This is a genomic window from Vibrio sp. JZG10 (genome assembly GCF_054064075.1).
Genome location: NZ_JBSUGE010000015.1, coordinates 23,613 through 35,676, shown reverse-complemented (window position 1 = coordinate 35,676; position 12,064 = coordinate 23,613). Strand labels below are relative to the sequence as shown.

Sequence of the window (12,064 nt, the reverse complement as noted above, 5' to 3'; positions counted from 1 at the left end):
AAAAGCTGACCGCTAAGAGCGGACGTTTACACCGATGGGCGCGGCGGTTGTATTTTTGTTTGATAGCCCATGGGTTACCGCCAGATCAATGTCCTGACGATCAGAAATTTCGAGGACTTTATTGTCTGTCATCAACTCACCAAGAGTGATGTTATTCAAGAAGTCACTAATGCGAGAGCTTAAGTCGCGCCATAGCGTGTGAGTAAGGCAACGTGTTCCACCTTGGCAATCTCCTTTGCCCTGGCATTTGGTTGCATCGACTGACTCATCAACGGCTGCAATCACGGTACCAATAGCGATACTGTGTGCGTCGGCACCAAGTCGGTAACCACCACCAGGACCACGAACGCTGGCAACGAGACCTGCTTTACGCAATTTTGAAAATAGCTGCTCTAAGTAAGAGAGCGAGATCCCCTGACGCTCTGAGATGTCAGCAAGAGGTACAGGGTTTTGTTGCGAATGCAGTGCCACATCCAGCATGGCTGTCACCGCATATCTTCCTTTAGATGTAAGTTTCATACCACACCGTATCCACATGGTTTGTAATGGTTAAGATTTTTCCATACCTGAGTAATTTGGTCAAGTATTTATTTGACCATTTTACTCAGGTATTCATCCTTACACCTGAAGTGGTTATTCTTTATTCAGAACTTCTTTTCTATCGAGGTCAAAATGCCGCGTAGAATATTGAGCTCCTGGGTTTCTGGCCGAGCACGAGAGAACAAGCGACGCAATTTATTCATCACCTGCCCTGGTTGCTCTTTATTGATAAACTGGGTCTCAACCATCACCTTTTCAAGATGCTCGAAGAACATTTCGAGCTCTCTATGACGTGGGTACTCTTCCGGATCATTTGGGGCAAACTGGCTTTGCTCTAAGTTCAAATGCGCAACTCGTACTTCGTAACTCAGTGTTTGTACGGCCATCGCTAGGTTAAGCGAGCTATATTCAGGGTTAGCAGGAATGCAAACATGGTAGTGACACCTTTGCAGCTCTTCGTTTGTTAGACCAGTTCTTTCACGACCAAACACGAGCGCGACAGGATGTTTTCTACCCTCAACCGCAAATGTCTCACCACATTCACGTGGCTCAAGCATTGGCCATTCTAATGTACGAGAGCGAGCACTGGAGCCCACCACGAGGCTGCAATCTTCAACCGCTTCCTCTAATGTGCCGACAATCTTTGCATTTTGAGCAATATCACCAGCCCCCGCAGCCAAAGCAAGAGTTTGTTCATCCACTTCACATTGTGGATCGACTAATACTAGTTGGCTTAAACCCATCACTTTCATAGCTCGAGCTGCTGAGCCAATATTGCCTGAATGAGAGGTACCTACGAGTACAATTTTTACTTGATCCAACATCTGTGTTTGCTACCTAAATTAAAACCGCAGAATGTTACCATAGTTTTTTAACACACCCTAGGGCGAAGCAGGCCTCTCTTCTCATTCTTGGTCATTGTTCTCGTTCGCCTCAAGCTAAATACAATAAAACCACTGACTTTAGAACAAAAAATAACCACTTCCCTTTTTACTGATCTCTGGTATACTCGCCGCCGCTTTCATTTGTTCTTTAACATCCGTTGGGAAATTCGTATGCATCCAATGCTAAACATTGCTATTCGCGCTGCGCGAAAGGCAGGCAATCATATTGCTAAATCATTAGAAAACACTGATAAAGTAGAATCTACTCTTAAAGGCACTAATGACTTTGTCACTAATGTAGATAAAGAAGCAGAATACATCATCATCGATACTATCAAGCAGTCTTACCCTGAGCACTGTATCGTTGCTGAAGAACAAGGTCTTATCGAAGGTAAAGATAAAGACGTACAATGGATCATCGACCCACTGGATGGCACCACTAACTTTGTAAAAGGTTACCCAACTTTCGCGGTTTCTATCGCAGTTCGTATCAAAGGCAAAACTGAAGTTGCTTGTGTTTACGATCCAATGCAAAACGAGCTATTCACTGCACAACGTGGTGCAGGCGCTCAACTAAACAGTGCGCGTATCCGTGTTGCTCAACTAAAAGACCTTCAAGGTACTGTTCTAGCTACTGGTTTCCCATTCAAACAGAAACAACACGCTGAGTCTTACATCAAGATCGTTGGTGCGCTATTCACTGAATGTGCTGATTTCCGTCGTAGCGGCTCTGCTGCTCTTGACCTATGTTACGTGGCTGCTGGCCGTGTTGATGGTTACTTCGAGCTAGGTCTAAAACCTTGGGATATGGCAGCAGGTGAGCTTATTGCTCGTGAAGCTGGCGCTATCCTAACTGACTTTGCTGGCGGCACTGAGTACATGAAGTCTGGTAACATTGTTGCTTCAAGCGCTCGTGGCGTAAAATCAATCCTTAAGCACATCCGCGAAAATGGTAACAGCGCGATCCTTAAGTAAGATTTGAAAGTCATATTTAGCCCGTCACGCTGATGACTTTAGAAAGCCCCGCTCAATGAGCGGGGCTTTTTTGTATCTACTGAAGCGTATCTACTTAGCGGCAATGTAAAGCTCTCCATACAGTGAGGTTTTGCAAGCATACGGCTCGATTCAGATACAAAAAAACCGCTGATTGCTCAGCGGTTTTTGTTTTCGATTCTCAACCTGCCTTATGGCATTTCGTCGAACTCTGCGCCTTCTTTTTCTACTTGAGGTGGCATCAAGTGCTCTTTCTGGATGCCCAGTTTTAGCGCTAGTGCTGATGCTACGTAGATAGAAGAGTAAGTACCTACAGTGATACCAAGTAGAAGTGCGGTTGCGAAGCCGTGAATCATCGCCCCCCCCTGCATGAACAGTGCAATAACTACGAACAAGGTTGTACCCGAGGTAATCAACGTACGGCTCAACGTTTGGGTGATTGAAGCGTCCATGATATCGGCTGGCTCACCTTTACGCATCTTGCGGAAGTTTTCACGGATACGGTCAAACACAACGATGGTATCGTTGAGCGAGTAACCGACTACCGTTAATAGTGCCGCGACGATGGTTAGGTCAACTTCTATTTGTAGGAATGAGAAAACACCTAACGTGATAATGATATCGTGAGCCAATGCCATAACCGCACCAGCTGCTAGACGCCATTCAAATCGCATCGAGACATAAAGCAGGATACAGATCAGCGACACGAGGATCGCTAGACCGCCAGCTTCTGTTAGCTCATCACCAACGTTAGGACCTACGAATTCAATACGACGCATTTCTACGCTTTCGCCAGTACCATCTTTGATAGCACCAATGATTTGGTTGCCCAGCGTTTCACCAGAAACGTCGTCACGTGGACGAAGACGAACCATTACTTCACGAGCACTACCGAAGTTTTGTACTGTCGCATCACCAAAACCTTTCGCATCTAAAGCGGTTCGGATTTTTTCAAGGTTCGCAGGTTTTTCAAAGCCAACTTCAATTAGCGTACCGCCAGTGAAGTCTAGGCCCCAATTTAGCCACTTAGTTGACAAAGTGAAGATAGAAGCAGCAATCATAAAGATTGAAAAAACGAATGCTACTTTCGACCAACGCATAAAGCCGATCGTCTTCTCTGCTTTTAGAATTTGAAACATATTAATTCCCAGCCTTAGATCGACAATTTATCAACGCGTTTGCCACCGTAAATAAGGTTCACGATACAACGTGTACCAATAATGGCGGTGAACATTGAAGTTAAGATACCGATAGATAGAGTAACCGCGAAACCTTTCACTGCACCAGTACCGACTGCAAATAGGATAATTGCAGTAATCAGTGTCGTGATGTTCGCATCGGCAATCGTACTGAATGCATTCGCGTAACCTTGGTGAATAGCTTGTTGTGGACTACGCCCATCACGAAGCTCTTCACGGATACGCTCGAAGATCAGTACGTTCGCATCAACCGCCATACCGACCGTTAACACGATACCGGCAATCCCCGGAAGCGTCATGGTAGCGCCTGGAATCATCGACATAACACCAATGATCAACACTAAGTTAGCCATTAGAGCGATGTTGGCAATCAAGCCAAAGCCACGGTAGTAAAGCAGCGTAAACAGCATTACGGCAACCATACCCCAGATACACGCTTGGATACCCATATCGATGTTTTGCTGGCCCATTGATGGACCAATAGTACGCTCTTCAACGATAGAGATAGGTGCGATCAGTGCACCAGCACGTAATAGAAGTGCAAGGTTGTGCGCTTCAGCTGCGGAGTCTATACCCGTGATACGGAAGTTACGTCCAAGAGCCGATTGAATCGTCGCTTGGTTGATGACTTCTTCATGCTTATCTAGGATGACTTTGCCTTCTGGCGTACGACGACCACTGTCTTTGTACTCAGCAAACACGGTAGCCATTAGCTTACCGATGTTCTTCTTAGAGAACGCTGACATCTTGTTACCACCTTCGCTGTCTAGCGAGATGTTAACTTGTGGACGACCGTATTCATCGACACTTGAGCTTGCATCCGTAATGCTTTGACCACCAAGAATAACACGCTTCTTAAGCACAACCGGACGACCGTCTCGGTCCATTTTGATTTCACTGCCTGCTGGCGCACGACCATTTGCCGCCGCTGATAGGTCAGCTTTATCGTCAACTTCACGGAATTCTAGCGTTGCAGTCGCACCTAGAATCTCTTTTGCACGAGCAGTATCTTGAACACCAGGAAGCTCAACAACAATTCGACTTGCACCTTGACGTTGAACGAGAGGCTCTGCAACACCTAGCTCGTTTACACGGTTACGTAAAATCGTAATGTTTTGCTCAACAGCGTAGTTACGGATCTCTTGTAAACGTTGCTCGGTAAAGGTCGCAGTAAGAGCGTAACGGCCATTTGAATCAGATTCGACAAAGAGCATGTCCGGGTGATTCTTTTCTAGCATTGCTTTCGCTTCTGCTAATTGCTCTTCGTTACGTAGCAGAACCTCTACCGCTTCTTTGCCAGAAGGGCGGATAGCACGATAACGAATTTTTGCCTCACGAAGTTCGCTACGGAAAGCTTCTTCTTGCTGACCAACGAGCTTTTCCATCGCAGCGTCCATGTCTACTTCCATTAAGAAGTGGACACCACCACGAAGGTCAAGACCCAGCTTTAATGGTGACGCGCCAATCGCTTCTAGCCAATCGGGTGTAGAAGGAGCAAGGTTAAGTGCAACAATTGTGTCTTTGCCAAGCGCTTCGCTGATGACATCACGAGCACTGATTTGCGTGTCAGTGTCGTTAAAACGAACAAGAATTGATCCATTCTCGAGAGCAATGGATTTATGAGAGAGTTGCTCTTTATCAAGAGCAGTAGTGACAGCATCCAGCGTTGACATATCTACAGAGGCGCCACGCGCCCCTGTAACTTGAATAGCCGGATCTTCACCGTAGATATTTGGAAGTGCGTATAACGCAGCGGTGATGATGGCAAAAAATACCATCAAGTACTTCCATAATGGATAACGGTTTAGCACAGCGAGGATCCTTTAGCTGTTTTATAGAGACTTAAGCGTACCTTTTGGCAGCACTGCAGTGATGAAGTCTTTCTTGATTACCACTTCATTGTTCGCGTTAAGCTCGATTGAAATGTAGTCATTGTCTTCAGCAATCTTAGTGATTTTACCCACTAGGCCACCGCTAGTTAGAACTTCGTCGCCTTTGCCCATAGAAGCCATTAGGTTCTTGTGCTCTTTTACACGTTTCGCTTGTGGGCGGTAAATCATGAAGTAAAAGATCACTGCGAACATGCCAAGCATGATTAGCATTTCAAAACCACCGCCTGCTGGCGCGCCTTCTGCTGCTGCGTGAGCCTGAGAAATAAACATTAAAACATCCTCATTATATTTTATTGATAATCCAACAAGTTGGGCTTTCGCATTTTAGATTCAAGTCTGAGAGTAACTAATAGCGATCACTCTCTCAAAAATAACGTGCGTTAGCCTACTTTATTAGCAAAAGCCTCTGGCGACATGCCAAAGGCTTTAATTCTTTTTAGTCCGTCAATGACTGTTCTTTTGCTAGTGGTGGCACTTCACGGCCACGACGCTCATAGAACTCAGTAACAAACTCATCAAAACGATCTTCATCAATCGCTTTACGAATACTTTCCATCAGACGCTGGTAGTAACGTAGGTTGTGGATCGTATTCAGACGAGCACCCAGAATTTCATTACAACGCTCTAAGTGATGAAGGTACGATTTACTGTAGTTTTGACAAGTGTAACAGTCACAGTGCGGATCCAGCGGGGTTGTATCCGTTTTATGTTTCGCATTACGGATCTTGATCACACCACCAGTCACAAACAGGTGACCATTACGCGCGTTACGCGTTGGCATTACACAGTCAAACATGTCGATACCGCGGCGAACACCTTCAACCAAGTCTTCTGGTTTACCCACGCCCATTAGGTAGCGAGGTTTGTCTTCTGGAAGCTGCGGACAAGTGTGCTCAAGAATACGGTGCATGTCTTCTTTAGGCTCGCCTACTGCCAAGCCACCAACCGCGTAACCGTCAAAACCGATTTCCGTTAGACCTTTTACCGACACATCACGTAGATCTTCGTAAACACCACCTTGAACAATACCAAACAGGTTGTTCGGGTTTTCTAGCTTCTCGAAGTGATCACGTGAGCGCTGTGCCCAACGTAGTGACATTTCCATCGATTTCTTCGCTTCATCGTGTGTCGCTGGGTATGGCGTACACTCGTCAAAAATCATTACGATGTCAGAACCTAGGTCTTTTTGAATTTCCATCGACTTTTCTGCGTCCATGAAAATCTTGTCACCATTAACTGGGTTACGGAAGTGCACACCCTCTTCGGTAATAGTACGCATCTTGCCAAGGCTGAATACTTGGAAACCGCCTGAATCAGTAAGAATAGGACCGTGCCAGTTCATAAAATCATGCAAGTCGCCGTGCATTTTCATGACTTCTTGACCTGGACGCAGCCAAAGGTGGAACGTGTTACCTAGTAGGATTTCTGCGCCCGTACCTTTCACTTCTTCTGGCGTCATGCCTTTAACCGTACCGTAAGTACCAACTGGCATAAACGCTGGGGTTTGAACAGTGCCACGTTCGAAAGTCAGTTGACCACGACGCGCATTGCCGTTTTTCTTCTTAAGATCGAATTTTAATTTCACGATGCCTCCGGGTGTCAGAGAAACAGTCTGACTGAGTGTTTAGGGCTCTACCCTACTTTAAGGAGCGGTCGCTTTTCCTTGCGAGAGATAAAGCAGAGGTTCTGCTCTATTTCCTAGCTTACTGCTAGCACTCGTAAATCTTATTTTTTACTAAATCGTTTTCTTCTTGATGAACATTGAATCACCATATGAGAAAAAGCGATATTTGTTTTCTACCGCATGCTTGTAAGCATTCATGGTGTTCTCATAACCTGCAAATGCACTCACCAACATGATCAGTGTGGATTCTGGCAGGTGGAAATTGGTAATCAAGCAATCCACAAGCTGATATTCGTAGCCAGGGAAAATAAAGATTTCTGTATCACCAAAGAATGGGACCAACTCAGTCCCTTTTTTCAATGCGTCTTGCGCTGCGCTTTCAAGTGAGCGTACCGATGTAGTACCAACAGCAATAATTCGTCCACCTCGCGCTTTCGTCGCTTTAATTGCTTCGACGACTTCTTGCGGTACTTCTACGTACTCAGCGTGCATATGGTGATCGTTGATGTTTTCTACTTTTACTGGCTGGAATGTACCTGCCCCAACGTGCAAAGTGACGTAAGCAAACTCTGCGCCTTTCGCTTTGATTTTCTCTAGTAGAACATCATCAAAATGAAGACCCGCTGTCGGCGCCGCTACTGCGCCTGGCTTCTGGTTATATACGGTTTGGTAACGCTCTTTATCTGCATCTTCATCTGGGCGGTCAATGTAAGGAGGAAGCGGCATGTGGCCGATTTCTTCCAAAATTTCTAATACCGTCTTATCAGCGTTAAATTTCAGTTCAAATAGAGCGTCATGACGCGCCACCATTTCTGCTGAGTATTCATCATTCTCGCCAACAATGATGGTTGTACCTGGTTTTGGAGATTTAGAGCAGCGAACGTGCGCGAGGATGCTTTTCTCGTCAAGCATGCGCTCCACCAGCACCTCTAGCTTACCACCCGACTCTTTACGACCAAAAAGACGAGCAGGTATAACACGAGTATTATTAAACACCACGAGATCACCGGGTTGAACTTGGCCCAATACATCAGTAAATGTGCCATCAATTAGCTCTCCGGTATTGCCGTCCATTTGTAATAGTCGGCTAGCGGTACGCTCTGGCTGAGGGTAACGAGCGATAAGTTCATCTGGAAGGTCGAAATGGAAATCTGATACTTGCATGTTACTTGTCTTATATATTGGTCAAATCACGTCTAGGACGACGATAAAATTGCGACGAGTTTTTCGCAGCAGACTAGTATATGTTTACATGCTGCAATAGCAAGCAAATCCCCAGAATATCACTGTAAAAGCCATGATGAAGAGTGTAATAAAACGTGAAAAACCGCGATCACTTGGCATTATTTTTCAGTTTAAGTCGAAAGAAATGGAACATTAAAAAGCAAAGCAGCGCATAACGCTGCTTACTCGTTTGGTATTCAAATCGCCCTATCAAACCTCACGCCTTCGCCACCACGCCAAGGGTACGAATAGACCCAATAGCCACAGACCCAGACTGCCACCATCATCATCTGACCCTTTGAAATCACAGTTATTGGTTGCGATACCATCGTGACACTCTTTATCTCCGCCGACTTCGTTATTAGCCTCTTTAATAAAGTTCGGTGCAATGATGTAGCTACTTGGTGGCGCATCGGCAGTAATGTAAGACTGTACCCAGTCGTAATATTGGCTCACCTTGGTGTAGAAGCTTGGAATCGTCAAAGAGCCACATGTCGGAAGAATGAGAGGTCCACCGCTAACTATACCAATCTGTTTTCCCGTCGCCACATCGACCAGCGGACCCCCACTGTCACCTTTACATGCAGAGTTACCATATTGGGTGTGGCTATCCGGCTCTAATACTCGGTTTTTCGTTGGTAGTGTACAAATTTTGGTTTGGTTTTCTGTTGAGTCGATGATCCCCGGAAAACTGCTGCCAATTTCTAAACGCTCATAACATTTGTCGATGGGTAAAAATGTACTAATGGTGGTTTTGAGCGTATTGGAAGGTTCAGAAGCATCCGGCTGAGTGGTCCCCCACCCAAACACTTGCACATTTTCGACACGTTGATTGGTCAGGTAATTATCGTTCCAATCCGCTGCCAACCGCGCTTCGATACTCTCCATGTCGGCTTTGTTTGCTAAATCAGCAAAGCTCGCGTTTGCCACTGGGCGCGTGAGATACAGCAACGCGATGTCTGAGTCTAAACCGGTTTGTATAGGTTTCACGTTACCATTGCTGTCGGTCTCAGCTTTTGAAATCCGCGTGTAATCAGGGTGAACCACAACGTGAGACACCGGATAGAAGTTATCAAGCCCTGCTGAATTAAGTTCATGCACATTCGCATTCACCGACAACTCGCCCGGCGGGGTCACATAGTAGCTGGCTTCATTCGTTCCCTGCCCCATTACCACGCAGTGTGCCGCAGTCAACACCCACTGCTCCGTCAGCATGGTGCCGCCACACAGTGGGAACTCTGCCATATTACTTGCTCGTAAAGTAACACGATCAACAGAGTCGGTTAGTTCATCTCCTAACACAATCGCCTGTGCAGATTGCACACTGAATGCCGCCACTGCGAGCGCAATGAGTTTGTTACACGTTGTTCTTTTCATTTAGGTTGCTGTCTTCAATTTGGTAAGCCTGAACGTATCTTCTTCGAGTGACGAATCTTGGAAAATCCAACGAATAAAAATGTGCGATTCAATTCATTGGATTACCTTGGGTACACATTCAATATCAATCAAAAATGCCAACTGACTCGCACGAAAATCGACTTATTCAAATTAATAAAAACGTCGATAAGACACAGATTACGCAGACAAAAAGAAGCGCAAGTGTATTGTGCTATTTAATTGATGAAAAACGAGTTAGCTCCCAGATATACAGAAAAATATTCTCTATATTTAAGAGAAGGACAATGCCGCTGGAGGTCTCTATGATCAAGGTTGAAGACATGATGACTCGTAATCCTCATACCTTACTGCGCACGCACACCTTGCGTGATGCAAAAAGCATGATGGATGCGCTTGATATTCGACATATTCCGGTTGTTGATGCCAATAACCACTTACAAGGCTTGGTGACTCAACGCGACATTCTTGCTGCTCAAGAATCGAGCTTGCACCCAGATGAGGCTGAACAATCTTTTACTCTAGATACACCGCTCTACGAAATGATGCACACTAACATCATGACGGCCGAACCCATCGCGGGGCTTAAAGAGAGCGCTATCTACATGCAAAAGCACAAAGTTGGCTGCTTACCTGTTGTCACCAAGGGTCGATTGGTAGGCATCATTACTGACAGTGACTTTGTGACCATTGCGATTAACTTATTGGAACTGCAAGAAGAAGTGGAACCCGAAGAAATCGAGCCAGAAGAATAATACGCAAACGCGTTATCTTGGGTGTAAATTTCGTTTCTTAAACGTTTTAAACGAAAAAAGAGCGGCAGGGTTGCCGCTCAAAATGCCATTACTGACGCTGATTAAGGAAGTGTTTCTCTGCCAATTAGAATTGGTCTTCTTCGGTCGAACCGGTTAATGCGGTCACTGAAGAGTTACCACCTTGGATGGTATTGGTCATTCTATCGAAGTAACCTGTACCTACTTCTTGTTGGTGCGCAACAAACGTATAGCCTTTTTCAGCCGCTTGGAATTCAGGACGCTGAACTTTCTCAACATAATGACGCATACCTTCACCTTGAGCGTAAGCGTGCGCCAGTTCGAACATGTTGAACCACATGTTATGGATACCTGCTAGCGTGATGAATTGGTACTTGTAGCCCATGTCTGCCAACTCTTGTTGGAACTTAGCAATGGTTTCTGCATCTAGGTTCTTCTCCCAGTTGAAGGACGGCGAACAGTTGTACGCCAACAGTTGATCTGGGTATTCAGCGTGAATCGCTTCTGCAAACTTACGTGCTTCTTCCAAACATGGCGTCGCTGTTTCACACCAAATCAAATCTGCATATGGTGCGTAAGCCAGGCCACGAGAAATCGCTTGGTCGATACCAGCGCGAACGCGGTAGAAACCTTCTTGAGTGCGCTCACCTTCAATAAAGTCTTTATCGTATGGGTCGCAATCTGAAGTAATGAGATCTGCCGCATTCGCATCAGTACGAGCAATAACCAAGGTTGTTGTGCCCGCCACATCAGCAGCCAAACGAGCAGCAACCAGTTTTTGCACCGCTTCTTGCGTTGGGACTAATACCTTGCCACCCATGTGGCCACACTTTTTCACCGATGCTAGCTGGTCTTCAAAGTGAACGCCCGCTGCGCCTGCCTCGATCATCGATTTCATGAGCTCGTAAGCGTTAAGCACACCACCAAAGCCCGCTTCAGCATCCGCTACGATTGGTAGGAAGTAATCAATACCACCTTCATCTTCAGGCGATTTACCTGCAGACCATTGGATTTGGTCTGCACGACGGAACGAGTTATTGATGCGTTTTACTACTGACGGTACAGAATCGACTGGATATAGAGACTGGTCAGGGTACATCGTTGAAGCGGTGTTGTTGTCCGCCGCTACCTGCCAACCAGATAGGTAAATCGCTTCAATACCAGCCTTAGCTTGTTGAACAGCTTGGCCGCCAGTTAACGCACCAAGACAGTTTACGTAACCTTTTTTCGCGCTACCGTTGACCAGTGACCAAAGTTTGTCTGCACCACGTTGTGCAATTGTGTTGGCAGGTACCATAGAACCACGCAGTTCCACCACTTCCTCAGCAGTGTATGTACGCTTTACATTTTTCCAGCGCGGGTTAGTTGCCCAGTCTTTTTCCAGAGCTTCAATTTGTTGGCGGCGAGTTAAGTTAGTCATTGGTCTATCCCTCTTTATAATTTGCACTTTATGCGTGTGCGTTGAGTTTCCGTTCTCAGGCAGTACTTCCCTATCTGCCCTGAAAATCCTTCACGTTATTGGTGTTACAGTTATTCTTTA

At 45.9% G+C, this 12,064-nt stretch carries 11 protein-coding genes; 2 read left to right on the top strand and 9 right to left on the bottom strand.

The window, feature by feature from the left end; genetic code table 11:
* Positions 1 to 12: 12 nt before the first annotated feature.
* Together iscR and trmJ are read right to left on the bottom strand one after the other, a co-directional pair.
* Positions 13 to 519 (bottom strand): Fe-S cluster assembly transcriptional regulator IscR, encoded by a 507-nt coding sequence (iscR, locus tag ACWYVB_RS16740; protein WP_457529488.1) that lies wholly within the window; start codon positions 517 to 519, stop codon positions 13 to 15.
* A 125-nt stretch (positions 520 to 644) separates the two neighbouring features.
* A complete protein-coding gene (gene trmJ, locus ACWYVB_RS16735; protein ID WP_457529486.1) occupies positions 645 to 1,364 on the bottom strand; it encodes a tRNA (cytosine(32)/uridine(32)-2'-O)-methyltransferase TrmJ in 720 nt (239 codons plus the stop codon).
* Positions 1,365 to 1,595: 231 nt separating this feature from the next.
* On the opposite strand from trmJ, the gene suhB reads away from it, so the two are divergent.
* The gene (gene suhB, locus ACWYVB_RS16730) at positions 1,596 to 2,399 is read left to right on the top strand and encodes an inositol-1-monophosphatase (protein WP_047010191.1); all 804 of its coding nucleotides are present in this window, start codon (positions 1,596 to 1,598) and stop codon (positions 2,397 to 2,399) included.
* A gap of 209 nt (positions 2,400 to 2,608) precedes the next feature.
* Here the strand turns inward: suhB and secF are convergent, their stop codons facing one another.
* The 6 genes from secF to ACWYVB_RS16700 all read right to left on the bottom strand — a co-directional run bounded on the left by secF (position 2,609) and on the right by ACWYVB_RS16700 (position 9,733).
* Complete coding sequence (secF, locus tag ACWYVB_RS16725; protein ID WP_005391572.1) at positions 2,609 to 3,556, bottom strand: protein translocase subunit SecF; 948 nt, start codon at positions 3,554 to 3,556, stop codon at positions 2,609 to 2,611.
* Between the two features lie 14 nt (positions 3,557 to 3,570).
* Positions 3,571 to 5,427 (bottom strand): protein translocase subunit SecD, encoded by a 1,857-nt coding sequence (gene secD / locus ACWYVB_RS16720; protein WP_006741889.1) that lies wholly within the window; start codon positions 5,425 to 5,427, stop codon positions 3,571 to 3,573.
* Between the two features lie 21 nt (positions 5,428 to 5,448).
* Positions 5,449 to 5,778, bottom strand: a complete 330-nt coding sequence (yajC, locus tag ACWYVB_RS16715; protein WP_005381725.1) for a preprotein translocase subunit YajC — start codon at positions 5,776 to 5,778, stop codon at positions 5,449 to 5,451.
* A 166-nt stretch (positions 5,779 to 5,944) separates the two neighbouring features.
* The gene (gene tgt, locus ACWYVB_RS16710; RefSeq protein WP_005391577.1) at positions 5,945 to 7,093 is read right to left on the bottom strand and encodes a tRNA guanosine(34) transglycosylase Tgt; all 1,149 of its coding nucleotides are present in this window, start codon (positions 7,091 to 7,093) and stop codon (positions 5,945 to 5,947) included.
* 150 nt (positions 7,094 to 7,243) lie between these two features.
* Entirely contained in the window at positions 7,244 to 8,296 is a 1,053-nt protein-coding gene (gene queA, locus ACWYVB_RS16705; protein ID WP_046874341.1) for a tRNA preQ1(34) S-adenosylmethionine ribosyltransferase-isomerase QueA, read from the bottom strand.
* A 270-nt stretch (positions 8,297 to 8,566) separates the two neighbouring features.
* Positions 8,567 to 9,733 (bottom strand): S1 family peptidase, encoded by a 1,167-nt coding sequence (locus ACWYVB_RS16700; RefSeq protein WP_301640500.1) that lies wholly within the window; start codon positions 9,731 to 9,733, stop codon positions 8,567 to 8,569.
* A gap of 323 nt (positions 9,734 to 10,056) precedes the next feature.
* Here ACWYVB_RS16700 and ACWYVB_RS16695 point away from each other — a divergent pair, with 323 nt between their 5' ends.
* Positions 10,057 to 10,506, top strand: coding sequence for a CBS domain-containing protein (locus tag ACWYVB_RS16695; RefSeq protein WP_005391583.1), 450 nt, complete (start codon positions 10,057 to 10,059; stop codon positions 10,504 to 10,506).
* A gap of 124 nt (positions 10,507 to 10,630) precedes the next feature.
* On the opposite strand, the gene aceA is transcribed toward ACWYVB_RS16695, so the two are convergent.
* Positions 10,631 to 11,944 carry an isocitrate lyase gene (gene aceA / locus ACWYVB_RS16690; RefSeq protein WP_005391585.1) on the bottom strand — a complete coding sequence of 438 codons (1,314 nt, stop codon included), beginning with the start codon at positions 11,942 to 11,944 and terminating at the stop codon, positions 10,631 to 10,633.
* Between the last annotated feature and the right edge of the window lie 120 nt (positions 11,945 to 12,064).